The sequence below is a fragment of the Vibrio sp. V39_P1S14PM300 genome, assembly GCF_009904765.1.
Classification (GTDB): Bacteria; Pseudomonadota; Gammaproteobacteria; order Enterobacterales; family Vibrionaceae; genus Vibrio; species Vibrio proteolyticus.
In genome coordinates, this window is sequence record NZ_WXWP01000192.1 from 32,187 (window position 1) to 52,173 (window position 19,987).

Genomic DNA, 19,987 nt, shown 5'->3' on the forward strand with positions numbered 1-19,987 from the left:
GTCATTTTGTTGCTTTGCGTAGCCACCGGCTGGGTAGCCTCGTTATCAGCGGCGCTTAGCCAAGACGTTTCACCGACATGACGTCCCGGATCTGTTCGACCCGTTTGACGATGCGGTTGAGCACCTCAAGGTTGTTCACTTCCAGATCAAAATCCATGATCGATAACTGACTGCGATAATCAATGCGACTCTTCATGCTGGTCACTTTGATTTTTTCGTTGGCAAACAAGGTGGTGATGTCTTTCACTAACCCACCGCGTTCCATCGCTTCGACACGCACCGTCAGAATATACGAGCCGACAAAACCACTGCCCCAGACGGTATCAATGATGCGTTCCGGTGCATGATGACGCAGCTCATCCAACTGCTCACAATCACTGCGGTGAACGGAGATACCCCGTCCTTGCGTGATGTAACCGCAGATGTCATCACCCGGAATCGGATGACAGCAGCGCGCCAGATGCGTCAGCAGGTTATCGACCCCTTCGACCACCACCGCGTCTTTCTTTGGCCGACTCTGCGCCGGTGCCCGGTTTTCGGCTTCCTGCAATTTCTCCAGCGCCTGAAGATCTTCTTCTTCCGCGGTCGGTTTGTTCACCAACGCATTGATGTGATTGATGATCTGGTTGATACGCAAGTCACCGCTGCCGACCCCCACGTAGAGCTCATCCGGCGTGTTGACGTTGAAGCGCTTGAGCGCGTATTGCTCTGCATCTTTCAGCGTGGCACCAATCTTAACCAGTTCACGCTCTAAGATCTCACGACCGGCCTCGAGGTTCTTCTCCCGGCTCTGCTTGCGGAACCAGGCATTGATTTTCGCCCGTGCCCGCCCGGAATGCACAAAGCCCAGCGACGGATTCAACCAGTCACGTGACGGGTTCGGCTCTTTCGAAGTGATGATCTCGACCTGATCGCCCATGTGCAGCTTATGGGTGAACGGCACGATCCGACCTGCCACTTTGGCCCCGATACAACGGTGGCCCACTTCAGAGTGAATGTGGTAGGCGAAATCAAGTGGCGTGGCCCCCATCGGCAAATCCACTACGTCACCACGTGGCGTAAAGGCGTATACCCGGTCATCAAACACCTGGCTGCGTAACTCATCCAGCATCTCACCGGAGTCGGACATCTCTTCCTGCCAGTCAAGTAGCTTGCGCAGCCAGGTGATTTTCTCATCGTAGCCACTGCGCGCACTGCTGCCTTCTTTGTATTTCCAGTGGGCAGCCACGCCAAGTTCAGACTCTTCGTGCATCTGCTTGGTGCGGATCTGTATCTCGATGGTCTTGCCTTCCGGCCCCAGGATCACGGTGTGGATCGACTGATAACCGTTCGGTTTCGGGTTGGCGACATAATCGTCAAACTCACTCGGCAGATGCTTGTATTTAGTGTGCACCACCCCCAGAGCGGCGTAACAGTCCTGCAGCTTGTCAGCGATAATGCGCACCGCCCGGACGTCAAACAGCTCATCAAACGCCAGATTTTTCTTCTGCATCTTTCGCCAGATGCTGTAGATATGCTTAGGACGGCCACTGACTTCAGCATTGATGCCACACACTGCCATCTCCTCCGCCAGATCATCGACAAAGTCTTTGATGTACTGCTCACGGACAATCCGACGCTCAGCCAGTTGTTTGGCGATCTGCTTGTAAGTATCAGGGTGCTGATAACGAAACGCGTAATCTTCAATCTCCCACTTGAGCTGACCAATGCCCAAACGGTTAGCCAGCGGCGCGTAGATATTGGCACACTCTTTCGCCGCCGCACGGCGCACTTCATCCGGCGCCTTTTTCACTTCAATCAGGTTGCAAATCCGCTCAGCCAGCTTAATCACCACGCAGCGGAAATCATCGACCATCGCCAGCAACATACGGCGCACGTTGTCGACCTGTGCCGACGCCGCACCGCCAGACATGGTGACGTTCAACTGACCGATTGCCGCCATCTCTTCAACGCCGTCGATCAGTTTGATGATCTCTTTACCGTAATGTTCTTCGAGCAATTCGCGCTCAAACAAGCCACTGGTTACGATCGGAAACAGCTGAGCGGCCACCAGCGTGGCCCGGTCCATTGACAGGGTGATCAAAATTTCGATCATCTCCCGGCCACGCCACAACAGCAACGGCCCCTGCTCTGTGCCGTTCAGCAGTTCTTCGCACTGGCGATAAACGTTACTCAGCCGGTTGGCCGTCTCTTTATCCTGCTTCAGACTAGAGATCCACTTCTCCAGCTCAAACTGTTCGTCTTGATTCAAATGTGCGCTTCGTACCGCAACCATCTTTTCGTCCTGTTATATTTTTTATCAGCGACCTACCCCGGTGTTCGACCAGAATCCATCAGGTAAGTTCGTTCAATCCTTCACAAAAAGCGCCATCGATTCCAGATGGCTGGTATGCGGAAACATGTCCAGCATACCCAGCTTCTTCAGCTTATATCCTTGTGCCAGCAAGCTGTGACTGTCTCTGGCAAGCGTAGCAGGATTACATGAAACATAAACTATCCGCTTTGCGCCCAGCGACGATAATTGTTCAACGATCCCCGCGGCGCCGGCCCGAGCCGGATCCAGCAGTACTTTATCGAACTTTTCTCCCGCCCACGACTGAGACGACATATCTTGTTCCAAATTCGCCTGGTAGAAAGACAGATTCGGTAGCTGGTTCAGTTTAGCGTTCGCTTTTGCCTTAGCAACCATCTCATCGACGCCTTCTACTCCGACCACTTGTCCGGTGAGTTTCGCCATTGGCAGGCTGAAATTCCCCAGACCACAAAATAAGTCCAGCACCCGGTCGTCTTTCTCCAGTGCCAGCCAGTTCAATGCCTGCTGCACCATTTGGCGATTGACCTGCTGGTTCACCTGAATGAAGTTATTGGGGGTGAACGGTATCGTCACGCCGGCTTCAAGATACACCGCCTCTTCACCGCTGAGGCGAACCAATTGGTCACTTTCCGGCATCAGATACAGCGTCAGATCGTGCTGTCTGGCAAAGTCACTCAGCGCCTGTTGGTCAGCCGTTGGCAGCGGTTGAAGGTGACGTAACGCCAGCACGCGGTGGTTGTCTCCTTTGACCAGTTCAACATGGCCCAAGGCCTCCGGGTGCTCAAACCCCGCCAGCAACGATTTGAGTTGCGGCAGTAAACGGTTCAGTTCCGGAACCAGCACCGGGCAATCGGTGACATTGACGATCTGTTTGCTGCTTTTTTTGCGAAAGCCAAATTGCAACTGGCGCGCACCTTTGTCGAGCCTGAGGCTGATACGGGCGCGGCGGCGGTACCCTTTATCGTCGGCCGTCACCGGGGCTTCCAATGTCAGGCTCTGACCGGCAAACTTGTTCATCAGTTGGTTGAGTGCCTGCTGCTTGTAGGCTCGCTGCGCATCGAGAGTCAGGTGTTGCATGTTGCAGCCACCACATTCCTGATAATGCGGGCAGAAAGCCGCGACGCGCTCATCACTCGGTTGTAACACTTTGATCAGTTGCCCACGCGCAAACTTACTTTTGCTTTCCGTCAGTTGCATCAGCACCTGCTCCCCTGGCAGAGCGCCGTCGATAAAAACAGGTTTACGCTGATGGTAAGCAATACCGGCGCCGTGGTGATCCAGTTTTTCTATCGTCACCGCCTGGTGTTTCTTGTCTATCTGAGTGTTCTTCTTTGCCTGGAAAAAACGCGCCATGCTCTGTGCCCATTATAAAAATCTGAAACAAATAATTCGCCCCGGCATCACTATTCTGCAGCGGGGAGATTGTACCGGCCGACCGAGTTGATTATGCTTATTGTTTCGACGGCTCTGTCTTCCCGGCCCGTTTTAAAGGCATTACGGGAAGCACGAAGTTATTTTCCCATATCCACACCACGATGTTTAGACAATAATGACCCGATATGGCTTACGCGCCCGCGTGATTACCCTGACCCTGGCGCCCACTTTGATCATCGGCCTGTTGCTGAGTGCCTTTTTTTCTTACAACCGTTACCACGATTTGGAAAAACAGGTGATCAATTCCGGCCTGAGCATTATTGAGCCGCTCGCCATCGCCAGTGAAGACGGACTGAAAAACCAGAGCCGGGAATCGGTGCGCCGTCTGATCAGCTACGCACACCGTAAGAATTCCAAAAACGTGCGCAGCATTGCAGTGTTTGACGCCAACCATGAACTGTTCGTGACCTCTAACTTCCACCCGAACTTCGAATCCTTAACGTTTCCCAAAGACAAACCGATCCCATTAGTCGGCTCGTCAGAACAGTTTGAAAATACCCTGGTGCTGCGCGCGCCGATTCTGGCCGAGAACCGTTTTATCGACAGCGCCAATGGCGACAGCGGGCCAAATCGTGCCATCGGCTACATTGCCGTGGAACTGGATCTCTCGTCATTGCGTCTGCAACAGTATCAGGAGATATTTTCGGCGTTCATTGTGCTGCTGACCGGCCTCGGGCTGTCGGCAGTCTTTGCCTATCGGCTGATGTATGATGTCACCCGCCCCATCACCAATATGAAAAACATGGTCGATCGCATCCGCCGGGGTCACCTGGACGTGCGAATTGAAGAGAAGTTTTACGGCGAGCTGGATTCACTCAAAAACGGCATCAACGCCATGGCGGTGTCGTTGTCCGAATACCACATGGACATGCAGCACAGCATCGATCAGGCCACCTCGGACCTGCGTGAGACTCTGGAACAGCTTGAAATCCAGAACGTCGAGCTGGACATCGCGAAGAAGCGTGCCCAGGAAGCCGCTCGGGTGAAATCGGAGTTCCTCGCTAATATGTCGCACGAACTGCGTACCCCACTAAACGGTGTGATCGGCTTTACCCGCCAGATGCTCAAAACCCAGCTCACCAACAGTCAAACCGATTACCTGCAGACCATTGAAAAGTCGGCCAATAACCTGCTGAACATCATCAATGACATCCTCGATTTCTCCAAACTGGAAGCCGGTAAACTGGCACTGGAAAACATTCCGTTCGACTTCCAGGAGTCACTAGAGGAAGTGGTCAGCTTACAGGCCACCAGCGCGCATGAGAAAGGCCTTGAACTGACCCTGAAAGTGGATCCGAAAATCCCGACTGGGTTGGTCGGCGATCCACTGCGGATCCAGCAAGTTCTGACGAATCTGGTGGGTAACTCGATCAAATTCACCGAACGGGGCAATATCGATATCAGCGTGGAACTGCGCTCGCAGAAAGACGATGTGGTTGAGCTGCAGTTTATGGTGCGCGATACCGGCATCGGCATTTCCGAGCGCCAGCAGGCTCAGTTGTTCCAGGCCTTCAGTCAGGCCGATGCCAGCATTTCACGCCGCTATGGCGGGACCGGACTTGGCCTGGTGATTACCCAGAAACTGGTTAGCCAGATGGGGGGCGAAATCAGTCTCACCAGTCGCCTCCACCAGGGTTCAACATTCTGGTTCACGCTCCGGTTACACGCCACCGAAATGCCGGTCAGCGAGTTGATCGATGTACAGGTGCTGCAGCAGCGTCATATCCTGCTGGTGGAGCCGAACATGCAGGCCGCTTCCGTGATCCAGCAGGTACTGGTGCAGGAGGGGCTCAACGTCACCTACCGTTCTTCCCTGCCGGAGGATACCAGCCAGTTTGACTATGTCCTGCTGAACTTGGCACCGAACATGCAGCATGAACGGTCAACAATCGAAAAATGGGTCGAAAAGGCAATGTCGCTCGCACCGCAGGTGGTGGTCGGTATTCCGAGTACTGAGCTGGCTCTATCCGATCATCTGCTGCAACGTTATCAGGTGCAGTGCATCACCAAGCCATTATCGCGCAAGAAGTTACTGCAACTGCTGGCGGCCAGTGGCCCGGCAAGCACACAGCCACGCCTGGAACTGGTACAGAGCGAGAAATTGCCACTGCAGGTCATGGCAGTGGATGACAACCCGGCCAACCTCAAACTGATCACGGCACTGCTGCAAGAGCGAGTCAGCAAGGTGATCGCCTGCACCAACGGGCTGGATGCCGTCAAACAAGCCGAGCAGCATAAATTCGATATCATCCTGATGGATATTCAGATGCCGCACATGGACGGTGTGACCGCCTGCAGAAAAATCAAGCAACTGGCGCTGAATGCATCTACCCCGGTGATCGCCGTGACCGCACACGCCATGAGTGGCGAGCGGGATAGGCTGCTCAATGCCGGCATGGATGACTACCTGACCAAACCGATCGAGGAACACGTGCTGCAGCAGGTGTTGCAGAACTGGAGCCCTGAGCACCGAAGCAATGGTGAGAACCTCCCAGTCCAGTCACCACTTGCGCCCGTCACTCCGTCTCCGGAAAGTGAGGCTGCGCACGACACTATGATCATTGACTGGCAGGCGGCGTTAAAACAATCGGCCAATAAAGTCGATTTGGCGCGCGATATGCTGGGGATGTTGATCGGCTATATCCCGGAAGTGAATGCCATTGTCGAAGCCGCTCTGGATGACGATATCTTCGATCGTGACACTCTGCTGCATCACGTGCATAAGCTGCACGGCAGCTGCTCTTACTGCGGAGTACCGCGCCTGAAAAAAGTGTGTGCCACGATCGAACAGGCACTGCGTGCCGGCCGCAGCATTGAAGAGCTGGAGCCGGAGCTGTTTGAATTGCAAGATGAAATGGAAAAGGTTACCGCGTCTGCGCAACCTTATTTGGATTCGTAAATGACCGTCGCCACGGCATAGTGGCGTTCGTCGGAAATCGACAGGTGAATGGCGGTGATCGCCATCTGCTGAGCCAGCTGTGCGGCTTTGTTGTGCAGCGTCAGCACCGGCTTGCCCAGCTCATCATTGCTAATGACAAAGTCGTGAAAAGTCACCCCTTGCGCAATGCCCGTACCCAGCGCTTTCGAGGCCGCTTCTTTCGCCGCAAAACGTTTCGCCAGATAGCGCCCTTTCTGCTTCAACTGAGCGAACTTTTCCATCTCCACATCGGCCAGAACCCGACGAGCAAACGCCTCGCCCGAGCGGGACAGGGCGTTTTCAATCCGTTCAATCTCAGCGATGTCCGTGCCAAGGCCAACCAAAGCCATTACCGACGCGCCGCTTCCATGACGGCTTTCATGTCCGCGACCGCTTTATGCAGGCCATCGAACACCGCACGGCCGACAATGGAATGGCCGATATTGAGTTCGTAGATCTCCGGCATCGCAGCGATCGGTGCCACGTTGTGGTAGGTCAGACCGTGACCGGCGTTGACAGTGATCCCCAGGTCGTTCGCATAACTGGCTGCCGCGGCGATTTTTTTCAGCTCTGCCTGACGATCGTCATCATTTTTCGCATCAGCATAGTGGCCGGTATGCAGCTCAATGAAAGGCGCCCCGCACGCTTTGGCCGCATCGATCTGCTGACGATCGGCATCAATGAACAGTGATACCTTAATTCCTGCGTCGCTCAGTTGTTTTGTCGCGGCTTTGATTTTGTCTTTCTGACCCGCCACATCCAACCCGCCTTCAGTGGTCAGCTCTTCACGTTTTTCCGGTACCAGACACACAAATTCGGGTTTGGTTTCCAGGGCGATGGCCACCATTTCATCCGTCACAGCCATTTCCAGATTCATGCGGGTCTGAATGGTTTCACGCAAAATGCGCACGTCACGATCCAGAATGTGGCGACGGTCTTCACGAAGATGGATAGTGATCCCATCGGCGCCGGCGCGCTCCGCGATTTCCGCAGCGTGGACAGGGTCTGGATACTGTGTCCCACGCGCATTACGCAAAGTGGCAATATGATCGATGTTAACGCCTAGATAGATTGAGCTCATTTTCCAATACTCCGTGCTCTGGGAATGCCCGTTTTCGCCATGAACAATTCCCGACTTTTTAAAGGTTTGCCGCCAAGATACGGCTTTAGTGCTATACGTGTAAAGCGTTTTGCCGCCCTAAGCTGCTCTTTGGTCACAAAACGGCGTTCACTGATGGCGATCAATTCATTCCCGACAAAGGTGAGGTTGTCGTTTCTGACGGAAGCAATAAACCCTTTCTGCTCGCGATAACGGTAGGTCATGTCGGGTTCAATCGGCTCCCCGCTGCCTGCGCAGTGGAGAAAATCGACGCCGTATCCCATGGCCGCCAGCAACGCCAACTCAAAACGGCGCAGGGCTGGCTCCGGATTGTCGGTCTGAGCCAGCTCAGTCAGTGCTGCCAAATAATCGTGAAAAAGTCCGGGCATGGGAACTTCCGCCATCAGCACCCGCCCCAGCAGTTCGTTGACGTACATTGCGGAATAAAGATGAATACCGCTCAGTGGCAGACCCAGACTGATCGGCTCTGCCTGACGCAAGGTCTTCATCGAGCCGTTTCCCGACCACTTCAGCAGTAATGGCGTGAAGGGCTGCAACGCCCCTTTGAGGTTCGAACGTTTGCTGCGCGCGCCTTTCGACATCAACGTCACGCGGCCAAACTCTTCACTGAACACATCCAGAATCAGGCTGGATTCACTGTAAGGGCGGCGGTGCAAAACAAAGCAGCGCTGTAAACCGTCAGACATATCTCTCAACCAAGCAAAACCGCAAGCGGCCACCATCCGATAAAAAATAAGGAGCCATCCGGCTCCTTATGTCATTCATGTTGCGGAGCGAATCACCGTCGCACCCAGGTTACAAATCGTCAATGTAACCCAGAGAACGCAGCGCACGCTCGTCGTCAGCCCAGCCGGATTTCACTTTAACCCAGGTTTCCAGGAACACTTTACGTCCGAACAGATCTTCCATGTCCAGGCGGGCTTCACGGCCGATGGTTTTGATTTTCTCACCACCTTTACCGATGACCATTTTCTTCTGCCCACTGCGCTCTACCAAAATCAGCGCATTGATGTGGAAGCCGTCCGTTTCCGGGTTATAGTCAAACCGTTCGATCTCCACCGTGACAGAATACGGCAACTCATCACCGGTAAAGCGCATCAGTTTTTCACGCACAATTTCTGACGCCATGAAACGCTGAGAGCGATCCGTCACGTACTCTTCCGGGAAGTGGTGCGTGGCTTGAGGCAGATGTTCGCGCACGTGTTTGCGGATCACATCCATGTTTTTGCCTTGTTTGGCCGAAATAGGCACCACATCGACGAAGTTCATCTTCTTCGACATCTCCAGCATGTGCAACATGACGTCGTTGCGATCTTTCACGTTATCGACTTTGTTGACACACAAAACCACCGGAAAGTTGGCATTTTGCAGCTTATTCAGCACCATCTCGTCGTCTTTGGTCCAGTGGGTACCGTCGACCAGAAACAGAACCAGATTCACATCGCTCAACGACGAGTTCGCCGCCCGGTTCATCAGACGGTTGATCGCCCGCTTTTCTTCAATATGCAGCCCTGGAGTATCAACGTATATCGCTTGGTAATCGCCGTCGGTATCCACACCCATGATGCGGTGACGCGTGGTTTGCGGCTTACGTGATGTAATGGAAATCTTCTGTCCCAGAATACGGTTCAGCAACGTCGATTTCCCCACATTCGGGCGCCCCACAATGGCAATGAAGCCACAGTGCTGGTTTTCTGGTGAACTGGTTTCACCGTGTGATGCGAAGAACGCATCAATATTAAATTCGTTATCAGCCATTAGTCAGTTGCTCTAAAGCAGTTTCGGCAGCCGCTTGCTCAGCCTTGCGACGACTCGTACCTTTTCCAATTACAGGCTGTCCGATGCCTGCGACTTCACACGACACAGTAAACTCCTGATTGTGTGCTTCACCTTTAATATTAGTCACTGTGTAGACAGGAAGCGGCTTTCTTCTGCCTTGCAGAAATTCCTGCAGGCGAGTTTTGGGATCTTTCTGTGACACACCTGGTTGGATCGCATCCAGACGTTGTTGATACCAACGGAGGATAATACGACGCACCTGTTCGATGTCACTGTCGAGATAAATCGCCCCGATGATCGCTTCAACCGCATCGGCCAGAATCGAATCACGACGGAAGCCGCCACTTTTTAACTCACCTGGACCTAATTTTAAGTAATCTCCCAGCTCGAATTCTCGACCCAGCTCCGCCAGTGTGTTGCCGCGAACCAAGGTGGCACGCATGCGACTCATGTCCCCTTCATTCACTTTAGGAAAACGATGGTACAAATCATCAGCGATAACAAAACTTAAAATTGAATCGCCCAGAAACTCAAGACGTTCATTGTGTTTACCGTTGGCGCTGCGGTGAGTCAGCGCCAGGTTGATAAGCTCGGCATCATTGAACTGATAGCCGAGCTTAGTTTCTAATTTACGGATTGGAGAAGTCATACTCTCTCGATTTGTTAATGTCCCGCAGGACTAGTTAATGCCACCAATGCGGTTAAAACGCACACCAGTTGGAATCCATGAAGGCAGAATGCTGTCCGCGCCACGTTCAAACTCAAAACTGATCCAGATACCGATCGCCTTACCCACCAGGTTGGCTTCCGGCACGAAGCCCCAGTAACGGCTGTCGGCACTGTTATCGCGGTTGTCGCCCATTACAAAGTATTCACCTTGTGGAACCACCCATTCACTCACGCCAGGGCGTGGCTGGTATTCGTCAACGCGATCGCGGCGCAGTCGGTTAATCAGGATCTGGTGTTCTACCGGGCCCAGTTTTTCTTTGGCTTCGATCAGAGGTAGACCGTTTTGGATAAACTGACTTTCATGCACATCCGAGATAGCCACCGGCTGACATTCCGAGGTGCCTTTCGCCTGAATGCACACCTGTTTGTCGGCACTATAACGCACCGTATCGCCAGGCAAACCCACCACACGCTTAATGTAGTCAATGCTTGGTTGTACCGGGTACTTAAATACGATGATGTCACCACGCTCAGGCTTACCGGTTTCGACCAACTGAGTACGCCACACCGGATCTTTCAGGCCATAAGCGTACTTTTCCACCAGAATGAAATCGCCCACCAGCAAAGTCGGCATCATTGAGCCTGACGGAATCTGAAACGGTTCATACAAGAAAGAGCGCAAAACCAGCACAAAAGCGATAACCGGGAAAATCGACACGCTGTTTTCCACCCACCAAGGCTGAGCGATCAGTTTTTGGCTAACACTGTCGTCAAGGCCGTTAGTCTGTGCTTCGACCGCCGCCAGTTTCTGTTTGCGTTGCTTGGCCCAAACCAGTTTTTCCATCACCCAGACAATCCCGGTGATCAACGTGGCAAAGACCAGTATCAGTGAGAATATTTTCGCCATTGACTTCCCTTATCTTAAAAACACGAAAGTGAAAGAGCCGAAACCCTTTCACTTATCTTCTTCTTATATTTCAGTGTCAACGCACCGAGCGTTAATCTTTACCGACATGAAGAATCGCCAGGAAGGCTTCCTGAGGCAGCTCGACGTTACCGATCTGCTTCATGCGTTTCTTACCTTCTTTCTGCTTCTTCAGCAGTTTTTTCTTACGGCTGACGTCACCACCGTAACACTTAGCGATAACGTTTTTACGCAACTGTTTGACCGTCGAACGCGCGATGATGTGGTTACCGATCGCCGCCTGAATCGCGATATCAAACATCTGACGCGGAATGAACTCTTTCATCTTCTCGACCAGTTGACGGCCGCGAGTCTGAGACTGATCTTTATGCGTAATCAATGCCAGCGCGTCCACTTTGTCGCCATTGAGCAGCACGTCAACACGCACCATGTTCGACGCTTCAAAACGCTGGAAGTTGTAGTCCAGAGACGCGTAACCACGAGAGGTGGATTTTAGACGGTCAAAGAAATCCAACACGACTTCAGCCATCGGGATATCGTAGGTTACCGCCACCTGGTTGCCGTGGTAAACCATATCCACCTGCACACCACGTTTCTCAACACATAGGGTGATCACGTTGCCCAGATAGTCCGACGGTACCAGAATGTTACAGCGCGCGATGGGTTCGCGGATCTCTTCGATGTCATTGACCGCTGGCAATTTCGCCGGGCTATCAACGTACATCACTGTGCCGTCTGTCTGCTCCACTTCATACACTACCGTCGGTGCGGTGGTGATCAAGTCGAGATCGTATTCACGCTCCAGACGCTCCTGGATGATTTCCATGTGCAGCATGCCAAGGAAACCACAGCGGAAACCAAAGCCCAGTGCCGCAGAGTTCTCTGGCTCATAGAACAGCGACGCGTCATTCAGGCTCAGTTTGCCCAGTGCATCACGGAAGTTTTCGTAGTCATCGGAAGAAACCGGGAACAGGCCAGCGTAAACCTGAGGTTTCACTTTCTTAAAGCCTGGCAGCGGTTTGTCACAGCCGTTTTTCGCCAGCGTCAGCGTATCGCCCACGGGTGCGCCGAGGATATCTTTGATACCACACACTACCCAGCCAACTTCACCGGTGCGCAGTACATCGGTATCCACCTGTTTTGGCGTAAAGATACCCAAACGGTCCACGCCCCAAGCCTGACCAGTGCTCATCACTTTAATTTTGTCGTTTTTCTTCAGCGAGCCATTTTTGATCCGCACCAACGACACCACGCCAAGGTAGTTGTCGAACCACGAGTCGATGATCAGTGCTTGCAACGGACCATCCGGATCGCCTTCCGGCGCCGGAATCGCAGACACAATGTTTTCCAGCACATCATCCACACCCAGACCGGTTTTCGCCGAACAACGAGTGGCTTCCATCGCATCGATACCCACGATCTCTTCAATCTCTTCCGCCACGCGCTCAGGATCAGCCGCAGGCAGGTCAATCTTATTCAGGATCGGCACGACTTCCAGATCCATTTCGATCGCGGTGTAACAGTTCGCCAAAGTCTGTGCTTCTACGCCCTGACCGGCATCCACTACCAGCAGAGCCCCTTCACAGGCCGCTAGCGAACGGGAAACTTCGTACGCGAAGTCAACGTGTCCCGGCGTATCGATGAAGTTCAGCTGGTATGTTTCGCCATCTTTCGCGGTGTAGTTTAGTGTCACACTCTGAGATTTAATGGTGATACCACGCTCACGTTCAAGATCCATGGAGTCAAGAACCTGCGCAGCCATTTCACGATCAGACAGACCACCACAAACCTGAATCAGGCGGTCAGAAAGGGTCGACTTACCGTGGTCGATATGGGCGATAATCGAAAAATTACGAATGTGCTTCATAGATATGGTGTGACTAACTCTTTGCAAATAGGGACATAAGAAAGCCGTCGTTTGACGGCATTTCAATCAAGTTGGCAGATTCTACCCAATTTCGGGCGGCTTCGCACTAGCTAATTGGCTCTCCCAGAACCCGCAGTAACACCACCTCATCATGGGATTGACGTTCCAGATTTTTCGACAGCTTTTTCGCTGCCCATATCCCGCCCGCTGTCGACAACGTGGAGCAGAGGATCACCGCCCCTTCGCCGAGGCCGAATGCCGGTACCAGCAACCATTGTGCGAGCAGTGCCCCGGCGATCATCGCCAGCAGCGGCACCAAATACACGATCGCCGCCGACTGCAGTAAACTCTTTTCCGGGAAACCGATTTCAACCACCTGTCCGGCTTTGACTGAGCGGGAGGTCAACAAACGCCAATGCAGGGATTTCTTACCCACGGCTTTGGAAACAATACCGGTCCCACAGCTCTTTTGTGATGCGCAACTGCTGCAACTGGTTTGCTGATCGCAACTGAGTTCAACCTCGAAGCCTTTCGCCTTCGAGGTTACAGAAGAGACCGTCGCCAGCGCCGTCATCATGGTGTGGTTGCTCCTGATTGAGCGCTGAACGTCACCGACTGAGCAATGCGTTGAGCGGTCGACGGTGGAATGTCACCGACCACAGACACTTCATTCTTACCACTCACCAGGCTATGAAGTGTGCGTCGCCCCTGACGCACCAGTTGGCCCCGCAACGAATGGTTGTCGCTGTCGGAGACGTACACCGAGAAACTGAACAGGCCATCAGAGTACATCTGGCTCTCGACCATACGATCGGTGATCGCCATGCGGTAACGGTTCAGTTCCTTGGGTTCAAACCCTTCAGGAATCCAGCCCACTTTCCAGTACGTCTGTTTCACCGGGCCTTTAGGTAACGATAATACTTGTGGCAGTTTGACCTGATTGAGGCCACTCAACAGTTGCGCAATTTTATCGTTGACGCTGTAAGCGATGGTGCGGTATTGCTCCAGCACTTCACCATCACGATCAATCAGATCAGCGCGAAGCGGCAATTTGCTCTGCTCATCAACCCACAGAACATAGGAGTAACGTAAGCCATCTTTGGGTACAACACGCAACACCTGGCAAGCCGCGCCAGCTTCGCGGGCACGCCCAACTTTGACGAAATCGTAAAACTTACTGATGTCATCAATATCACTGTTGAGTAAAGGAATGGTCGGCGCCACCATATTACCGGATTCAATGGTAAACGGTTCAACCCCAGGCTCGATGTAACTGATCTCATCACCGCGGCGAATCACTTCGCGCACCGGACCACTCAGATACACCAGATGGGCAAGCTGCTGGGTTTCCTCCAGCGCATGGCGGTACAGCAAAGGCTCGATACTGTTTTTCTTAATCAGGATATAAGACAGCTCGTAATTTAGATGCTGACTGGCTTCGTTCATTTGATGCAATAAAGCCTCCGCAGAGTCGTTATCCTCTGCAAAGGCCATACCTGAGCTCAAACTGAACAGCGTCAGCGCACTGATCAGAAATTTTTTCATTCAACTACCGGTTCAACTCGATCGCTGTGTTGGTCAGCGTTCTCACTGTTTAGTCTAAGCTGAAGCTCGTAATCTTGCAGCATGGCATTGATACGACGACGCTGCTCCTGGACATTAATGTCACCAGTGTGCTGCTTCTCTATCGAATCACGGGTCAGACTGACAGGCTCTGCACTGCCGGCAAACGGCACCGTTTGCAGAACAGGCACTTGATTATTCTGTGGCTGAGAAGGATCAGTGCCACCATACTGTTGAACACCCAGAATCACAGCCAAAGACACACACGCGGCCACCGCCACCTGACCAAACTGGCTCAACCAACCCGGCAACTGGCGGCGCGCTTGTTGCGGTGCCGGTTGCTCTTCCACCCGCACCGCGTCAAGATGCGTTACATTGGTGGCATGATTGAGATGGTGTGCAGGCTCATTTTCCAGCGCCAATGCAACACTTTCTGCAATGTTCCACTCCGGTGCTTCCGGAGCCTCACCTCGCATCACATCACCAATCAAATGGTAATTTTTCCAAGTTTGCAGGCTTTCCTGATCGTCACCCAGCTCTGCAATCAGAGCTTTGTCGATCATTTCCCCATCCATGAGTGCTGAAAGTCTTTCTTTGTCAGCCATTGTTTTCACCATAGTCATTACTGGTAATTAGCGTTGCAACAGCGGTTTGATTTTTTTCTCAACCGCTTCACGAGCTCGGAAGATTCGAGAACGCACTGTCCCTACCGGGCAATCCATCACAGCCGCGATCTCTTCGTAACTTAAACCATCTAACTCGCGTAAAGTCATTGCAGTTTTTAAATCGTCGGGTAGTGCTTCAATCGCACTGAAAACCACGCGTTTCAATTCTTTGGACAACGTTAAGTTCTCAGGGTTCGAAATTTCTTTTAACGCACTCGCCGACTCGTAATATTCAGCTTCTTCAGCATCCACATCGTTGGCTGGCGGTCTGCGGCTCTGGGCAACGATGTGGTTTTTGGCAGTGTTGACAGCAATTCGATATAGCCAGGTATAAAAGGCGCTTTCACCACGAAAGCTTGGCACCGCCCGATACGCTTTAATGAACGTTTCTTGGGCCACATCGGCGACATCTCCAGGATTGCTCACATACCGGGAAATAAGATTGCAAACTTTGTTCTGGTATCTCAGTACTAACAGATTGAATGCCTGCTTATCTCCACTCTGAACTCGCTCAATCAATACTTGATCGGTCAGCTGCTCGTTCATTCGAGCGTGTACTCCTATTTGTTTCTCTCCCCTATCCTCACAGATATGGGCATTAATTATGCAAAATGTAGTATTGACACCACTGCTTACATGAGCACTATTGTGACTCTGACGTATATAGAAAGTTCCACATATTCTCTAAAAAATATTCTGATACGTTCGCAGGGCGATGTGTTCGTTGTCACTGCTCCAAATTCTGGGGGCGAAGTACACGAAAAGCAATGGGATTTACAAAGTAATGCGTGGCCACTGATGATAATATAGAGGGATTCATCGGCGCTCCGCGCATGGGGATAGAGTGTTGCTACTCTGAATATAGTTCGGGATTTTAACAGTTTTATGAACGCAAACCGTGAACATCAGTGTGATGTATTAGTCATTGGTAGCGGCGCAGCAGGCTTGTCGCTTGCACTGCGCGTAGCCAAACGTGCCAACGTGATTGTCTTAAGTAAAGGACCAAGGAGCGAAGGCGCGACGTACTACGCTCAAGGAGGAATTGCAGCGGTATTTGATGAATCCGACAGCATTGAATCGCATGTACAGGATACACTGATTGCCGGCGGCGGCATCTGTGAAGAAGAAACCGTGACCTTTATCGCCGAAAATGCCAAAGAGTGCGTCCAGTGGCTGATCGACGGCGGTGTTCCGTTTGACCGCGAGGACAACGATAACGACGATGAGCCACGCTATCACCTGACCCGTGAAGGCGGCCACAGCCACCGCCGTATCCTGCATGCCGCCGATGCAACCGGCATGGCGATGCAAACCTCACTGCAGGACAACGTTCACAATCACCCCAACATCACGGTTCTTGAGCGCCACAATGCGCTTGACCTGATCACCGAAGATAAAATCGGCGGGGATGAAAACAAAGTCGTCGGTGCTTACATCTGGAATCGCAATGAAGAGCACGTTGAGACCGTACGCGCCAAATTTGTCGTACTGGCAACCGGCGGAGCATCGAAAGTGTATCAGTACACCTCCAACCCTGACGTCTCGTCCGGCGATGGGATTGCCATGGCCTGGCGTGCCGGCTGCCGGGTCGCCAATATGGAGTTTAACCAATTCCACCCGACCTGTTTGTACCACCCGGAAGCTCGCAACTTTCTACTGACCGAGGCTCTGCGCGGTGAAGGTGCCTTCCTGCGCCGGCCCGACGGCTCCCGTTTCATGCCGGAATTTGACGAGCGCGCCGAACTGGCACCGCGTGACGTGGTGGCCCGGGCGATCGACTACGAAATGAAACGCTTGGGCGCGGACTGCATGTACCTTGATATCAGCCACAAACCCGCCGATTTTATCGAAAAGCACTTCCCGACCATTTACACCCGGTTAATGGATCTCGGCATCGACATGACGAAAGAGCCGATCCCGATTGTTCCCGCTGCGCACTACACCTGCGGCGGTGTGATGGTTTCTCAGCAGGGGCAGACCGATCTGTCACAACTGTATGCGATTGGCGAAGTCAGTTACACCGGTTTGCACGGTGCCAATCGCATGGCCTCTAACTCGCTGCTAGAGTGTGTGGTCTACGCCTGGTCTGCCGCTAAAGACATCCTGACCAAACTCGACAGCGCCACCCTACCGACAACCTTGCCGGCGTGGGACGAAAGTCAGGTGAGCAACTCAGATGAAGAAGTGGTTATCCAACACAACTGGCATGAACTGCGCCTGTTCATGTGGGATTACATGGGCATTGTGCGGACCGACAAACGCCTGGAGCGTGCGCTGCGCCGAATTCAGTTACTGCAACAGGAAACGCACGAGTATTACAGCCATTTCCGCGTCTCAAATAACCTGCTGGAGTTGCGTAACTTGCTGCAAGTCGCCGAACTCATGGTCCGCTGTGCGATGCAACGCAAAGAGAGTCGTGGCCTGCATTACACTCTGGATTACCCTAATCCGGCGGAACACAGCGGGCCAACCATTTTGGTGCCTCAAAAATAATCACGTTCAGGGAGCCTGGCGCTCCCTTTGAACCACCACCAGCAGATGGCGATAATCCGCGTCACTCAAACTGTCGCGCCACACCGTTAACGCCGCGCGCTGTTCAAAATACACAATCACAAACCAGTGAGCACATGCGCTCTGACAACCGCGCAGTGTCAGAGTGTCATCGTTAAAGCGAACCTGTCGTCCGGGACCACAACGCAGTTGACCTTGCGCGGCGGGGGGCAACAGTGCTCCCCGATGACACAATTGCCATATCGGTACCAACAGCATGGGAAGAATGACCAGTGGCAGGAAAGCAGCAAGGGATGCCCAGGTCGTCAGTAGCCAAGCCACCATATGCAGGACACGGGCATCAGTAGAAGGGAGTAAGTGGACGTTAACGCACTTTGCTGAGGTTATGGGCAACAATCTTGTCTACCATGGAGGCGTGACTCAGGTTCTCACTGCGTCCATGCCCCATAATCCAGGTAAACAGATCCGGGTCATCACACTCCAGCAGCGACACAAAATCCTGTTGCTCCGTCTCGCTCAGTGAATCAAAGCACTCCTCAAAAAAAGGCATAATGACCACATCAAGTTCCAGCATCCCACGTCGGCATGCCCACTTGATCCGTGCTTTTTCTTCTGCAGTGTACATCGGTTATCCTCACCTAATCATAATTTTAGCTGAGTGTAACAGGGGTCAGAGACGGCGACCACTAACTCAGTCACAGTCCGCAGAAGCTGACAAAAAAACTCAACCGGATTAACATAACCCCATACCAACATAGCTAGGAATTTCACATGGATTGGCAAAACTCATTCACTCCTCTTGCCGTAAACGCAAACGATGCGTTGCCGCCCCTGATGCTGGCTTACCTGCCCTCATGGGGAGCCATCACTCTGCAAGGTGATGACAAGAAGTCTTACCTGCAAGGTCAGGTCACCTGCGACGTGGTATCTCTGCCTTTGGACCAAACTACACTGGGTGCGCACTGCGATGCCAAAGGCAAGGTCTGGAGCGTATTTCGTGTGTTCCACCACAATGGTGGCTTTGCCATGGTGCAGCCACGATCGGCGATCGACGTCGAATTGCGAGAGATCCGCAAGTACGCGGTATTCTCCAAAGTTGAGATCAATGCCAGTCAGGAGATCATTCTGGGAGTGCTCGGCCAACAAGCCGAACATTTTATTGACAGCCTGTCGGAGCAGCGCGGTGATGTCCGGGCCATCAACGGTGGCAGTGCGGTGAGAATAGATGCTGAGCGCTGGATTCTGTTGCTGGACGCACACGCAGCCGAAACGCTGGCAGCACAGTGGACCGCGAACAAAGTCGACGAATCCCTGTGGACCCGCTTTGACATCGAACATGCGTTACCGGTACTCGGCGCCAGCGAGCAAAATGAGCATATTCCCCAAGCGCTCAACCTGCAGGCACTGGGAGGCATCAGCTTTACTAAAGGCTGTTACACCGGTCAGGAAACCGTTGCGCGAGCTAAGTACCGCGGCATGAACAAGCGTGCGATGTACATAGTCAAGGGCAGTGTCTCAACGGCAATTGAAGGCACGGCACTTGAGCGGGCGGTCGGAGACAATTGGCGTGGCGCTGGTCAGTTGCTTGCGCATTATGTGTTTGCCGACAACAGCGCCATCGGCTTGGTTGTTCTGCCCAACAACCTCGACGCCGATACTCCCCTGCGCCTTCAGAATCAGCCGGAACACACCTGGACCATTCAGCCTTTGCCGTATACGTTAGAAGAGAATGAATAAGCCGATAGAGACCAAAATCACGCGGTATCTCCGTGAGCAGCAGGTGGCGTATCGCCTGCTGCCTCATCAGACGCCAGCCACCACCATCGAAGACGCCGCCCGGCAACGAGGCATCCGTCCCGCCCAGATGGTGAAGTCAATTCTGCTACGGGACATGGGCGGTCAATACGCTCTGGCGTGCGCTCCTGGCGACAGATCTGTGGATCCAAAGAAAGTCCGTGCTCTGCTTGGCTGGCGCCGAATGACCTGTGTCGATCTGGCTCAGGTCCCCGAATTAACCGGCTATCAGCCAGGTTGTGTTGCTCCCCTTTTGCTGCCCGTATCGATGCAGATCATCTTTGATCAACATCTGCTGACAGAGCCGGAAGTTACCATCAGTAGCGGCTGTCACATGGCCGGAGTAGCTCTGGGTTGTCACGATCTGGTGCAGTTGTGCCAGCCTCAGTTCGGAGACATTTGCCGTGATACGGCAATTTAGTGTAATGG

19 protein-coding genes are annotated in these 19,987 nt (G+C 53.0%); 4 read left to right on the forward strand and 15 right to left on the reverse strand.

Translation table 11 applies throughout. From position 1 onward, the window contains the following. Positions 1 to 55: 55 nt before the first annotated feature. Complete coding sequence (gene relA, locus CAG65_RS09830) at positions 56 to 2,275, reverse strand: GTP diphosphokinase (RefSeq protein ID WP_021706922.1); 2,220 nt, start codon at positions 2,273 to 2,275, stop codon at positions 56 to 58. A gap of 72 nt (positions 2,276 to 2,347) precedes the next feature. Beyond that, positions 2,348 to 3,667, reverse strand: a complete 1,320-nt coding sequence (rlmD, locus tag CAG65_RS09835) for a 23S rRNA (uracil(1939)-C(5))-methyltransferase RlmD (RefSeq protein ID WP_161453517.1) — start codon at positions 3,665 to 3,667, stop codon at positions 2,348 to 2,350. Between the two features lie 196 nt (positions 3,668 to 3,863). Here rlmD and barA point away from each other — a divergent pair, with 196 nt between their 5' ends. Beyond that, positions 3,864 to 6,647, forward strand: a complete 2,784-nt coding sequence (gene barA / locus CAG65_RS09840; RefSeq protein ID WP_161447946.1) for a two-component sensor histidine kinase BarA — start codon at positions 3,864 to 3,866, stop codon at positions 6,645 to 6,647. Here the strand turns inward: barA and acpS are convergent. From acpS to rpoE, 11 genes are all read right to left on the reverse strand, one after another. Further along, positions 6,632 to 7,015, reverse strand: a complete 384-nt coding sequence (gene acpS, locus CAG65_RS09845; RefSeq protein ID WP_021706919.1) for a holo-ACP synthase — start codon at positions 7,013 to 7,015, stop codon at positions 6,632 to 6,634. The two genes, barA and acpS, sit on opposite strands and share 16 nt — an antisense overlap. After that, positions 7,015 to 7,746, reverse strand: coding sequence for a pyridoxine 5'-phosphate synthase (gene pdxJ / locus CAG65_RS09850; RefSeq protein WP_161447948.1), 732 nt, complete (start codon positions 7,744 to 7,746; stop codon positions 7,015 to 7,017). Before pdxJ ends, acpS begins: the two co-directional genes overlap by 1 nt. Next, complete coding sequence (gene recO / locus CAG65_RS09855; protein WP_021706917.1) at positions 7,743 to 8,471, reverse strand: DNA repair protein RecO; 729 nt, start codon at positions 8,469 to 8,471, stop codon at positions 7,743 to 7,745. Before recO ends, pdxJ begins: the two co-directional genes overlap by 4 nt. 109 nt (positions 8,472 to 8,580) lie before the next feature. After that, positions 8,581 to 9,543, reverse strand: coding sequence for a GTPase Era (gene era, locus CAG65_RS09860; RefSeq protein ID WP_161447950.1), 963 nt, complete (start codon positions 9,541 to 9,543; stop codon positions 8,581 to 8,583). After that, the gene (rnc, locus tag CAG65_RS09865; protein ID WP_021706915.1) at positions 9,536 to 10,213 is read right to left on the reverse strand and encodes a ribonuclease III; all 678 of its coding nucleotides are present in this window, start codon (positions 10,211 to 10,213) and stop codon (positions 9,536 to 9,538) included. The genes era and rnc overlap by 8 nt, the downstream gene beginning before the upstream one ends. Positions 10,214 to 10,243: 30 nt before the next feature. Beyond that, on the reverse strand, positions 10,244 to 11,140 hold the full coding sequence (lepB, locus tag CAG65_RS09870; protein ID WP_161447951.1) for a signal peptidase I: 897 nt from the start codon (positions 11,138 to 11,140) through the stop codon (positions 10,244 to 10,246). 91 nt (positions 11,141 to 11,231) lie between these two features. Then, the gene (gene lepA / locus CAG65_RS09875) at positions 11,232 to 13,025 is read right to left on the reverse strand and encodes a translation elongation factor 4 (protein WP_021706913.1); all 1,794 of its coding nucleotides are present in this window, start codon (positions 13,023 to 13,025) and stop codon (positions 11,232 to 11,234) included. Positions 13,026 to 13,131: 106 nt separating this feature from the next. Next, positions 13,132 to 13,602, reverse strand: coding sequence for a SoxR reducing system RseC family protein (locus CAG65_RS09880; protein ID WP_021706912.1), 471 nt, complete (start codon positions 13,600 to 13,602; stop codon positions 13,132 to 13,134). Then, on the reverse strand, positions 13,599 to 14,570 hold the full coding sequence (gene rseB, locus CAG65_RS09885) for a sigma-E factor regulatory protein RseB (protein WP_021706911.1): 972 nt from the start codon (positions 14,568 to 14,570) through the stop codon (positions 13,599 to 13,601). The genes CAG65_RS09880 and rseB overlap by 4 nt, the downstream gene beginning before the upstream one ends. Further along, positions 14,567 to 15,193 (reverse strand): sigma-E factor negative regulatory protein, encoded by a 627-nt coding sequence (locus CAG65_RS09890; protein WP_040903119.1) that lies wholly within the window; start codon positions 15,191 to 15,193, stop codon positions 14,567 to 14,569. Before CAG65_RS09890 ends, rseB begins: the two co-directional genes overlap by 4 nt. Before the next feature lie 27 nt (positions 15,194 to 15,220). Next, positions 15,221 to 15,799 (reverse strand): RNA polymerase sigma factor RpoE, encoded by a 579-nt coding sequence (rpoE, locus tag CAG65_RS09895; protein ID WP_021706909.1) that lies wholly within the window; start codon positions 15,797 to 15,799, stop codon positions 15,221 to 15,223. A gap of 339 nt (positions 15,800 to 16,138) precedes the next feature. Between rpoE and nadB the strand changes: the two genes are divergently transcribed. After that, entirely contained in the window at positions 16,139 to 17,746 is a 1,608-nt protein-coding gene (nadB, locus tag CAG65_RS09900; protein WP_161453518.1) for an L-aspartate oxidase, read from the forward strand. 6 nt (positions 17,747 to 17,752) lie between these two features. Here nadB and CAG65_RS09905 read toward each other — a convergent pair whose 3' ends face one another. Then, a complete protein-coding gene (locus CAG65_RS09905) occupies positions 17,753 to 18,088 on the reverse strand; it encodes a protein YgfX (RefSeq protein ID WP_021706907.1) in 336 nt (111 codons plus the stop codon). Between the two features lie 40 nt (positions 18,089 to 18,128). Then, the gene (locus tag CAG65_RS09910; protein ID WP_021706906.1) at positions 18,129 to 18,389 is read right to left on the reverse strand and encodes an FAD assembly factor SdhE; all 261 of its coding nucleotides are present in this window, start codon (positions 18,387 to 18,389) and stop codon (positions 18,129 to 18,131) included. A 146-nt stretch (positions 18,390 to 18,535) separates the two neighbouring features. On the opposite strand from CAG65_RS09910, the gene ygfZ reads away from it, so the two are divergent. Continuing rightward, entirely contained in the window at positions 18,536 to 19,501 is a 966-nt protein-coding gene (gene ygfZ, locus CAG65_RS09915; RefSeq protein ID WP_161453519.1) for a tRNA-modifying protein YgfZ, read from the forward strand. Further along, positions 19,494 to 19,979 (forward strand): aminoacyl-tRNA deacylase, encoded by a 486-nt coding sequence (locus CAG65_RS09920; RefSeq protein WP_161453520.1) that lies wholly within the window; start codon positions 19,494 to 19,496, stop codon positions 19,977 to 19,979. The genes ygfZ and CAG65_RS09920 overlap by 8 nt, the downstream gene beginning before the upstream one ends. Positions 19,980 to 19,987: the final 8 nt, after the last annotated feature.

What these genes read in the sequence shown, in the direction of transcription:
- relA (WP_021706922.1), bottom strand. Translation starts at nt 2,275, where the DNA reads ATGGTTGCGGTACGAAGCGCACATTTGAATCAAGACGAACAGTTTGAG.
- rlmD (WP_161453517.1), bottom strand. Translation starts at nt 3,667, where the DNA reads ATGGCGCGTTTTTTCCAGGCAAAGAAGAACACTCAGATAGACAAGAAA.
- barA (WP_161447946.1), top strand. Translation starts at nt 3,864, where the DNA reads ATGACCCGATATGGCTTACGCGCCCGCGTGATTACCCTGACCCTGGCG.
- acpS (WP_021706919.1), bottom strand. Translation starts at nt 7,015, where the DNA reads ATGGCTTTGGTTGGCCTTGGCACGGACATCGCTGAGATTGAACGGATT.
- pdxJ (WP_161447948.1), bottom strand. Translation starts at nt 7,746, where the DNA reads ATGAGCTCAATCTATCTAGGCGTTAACATCGATCATATTGCCACTTTG.
- recO (WP_021706917.1), bottom strand. Translation starts at nt 8,471, where the DNA reads ATGTCTGACGGTTTACAGCGCTGCTTTGTTTTGCACCGCCGCCCTTAC.
- era (WP_161447950.1), bottom strand. Translation starts at nt 9,543, where the DNA reads ATGGCTGATAACGAATTTAATATTGATGCGTTCTTCGCATCACACGGT.
- rnc (WP_021706915.1), bottom strand. Translation starts at nt 10,213, where the DNA reads ATGACTTCTCCAATCCGTAAATTAGAAACTAAGCTCGGCTATCAGTTC.
- lepB (WP_161447951.1), bottom strand. Translation starts at nt 11,140, where the DNA reads ATGGCGAAAATATTCTCACTGATACTGGTCTTTGCCACGTTGATCACC.
- lepA (WP_021706913.1), bottom strand. Translation starts at nt 13,025, where the DNA reads ATGAAGCACATTCGTAATTTTTCGATTATCGCCCATATCGACCACGGT.
- CAG65_RS09880 (WP_021706912.1), bottom strand. Translation starts at nt 13,602, where the DNA reads ATGATGACGGCGCTGGCGACGGTCTCTTCTGTAACCTCGAAGGCGAAA.
- rseB (WP_021706911.1), bottom strand. Translation starts at nt 14,570, where the DNA reads ATGAAAAAATTTCTGATCAGTGCGCTGACGCTGTTCAGTTTGAGCTCA.
- CAG65_RS09890 (WP_040903119.1), bottom strand. Translation starts at nt 15,193, where the DNA reads ATGGCTGACAAAGAAAGACTTTCAGCACTCATGGATGGGGAAATGATC.
- rpoE (WP_021706909.1), bottom strand. Translation starts at nt 15,799, where the DNA reads ATGAACGAGCAGCTGACCGATCAAGTATTGATTGAGCGAGTTCAGAGT.
- nadB (WP_161453518.1), top strand. Translation starts at nt 16,139, where the DNA reads ATGAACGCAAACCGTGAACATCAGTGTGATGTATTAGTCATTGGTAGC.
- CAG65_RS09905 (WP_021706907.1), bottom strand. Translation starts at nt 18,088, where the DNA reads ATGGTGGCTTGGCTACTGACGACCTGGGCATCCCTTGCTGCTTTCCTG.
- CAG65_RS09910 (WP_021706906.1), bottom strand. Translation starts at nt 18,389, where the DNA reads ATGTACACTGCAGAAGAAAAAGCACGGATCAAGTGGGCATGCCGACGT.
- ygfZ (WP_161453519.1), top strand. Translation starts at nt 18,536, where the DNA reads ATGGATTGGCAAAACTCATTCACTCCTCTTGCCGTAAACGCAAACGAT.
- CAG65_RS09920 (WP_161453520.1), top strand. Translation starts at nt 19,494, where the DNA reads ATGAATAAGCCGATAGAGACCAAAATCACGCGGTATCTCCGTGAGCAG.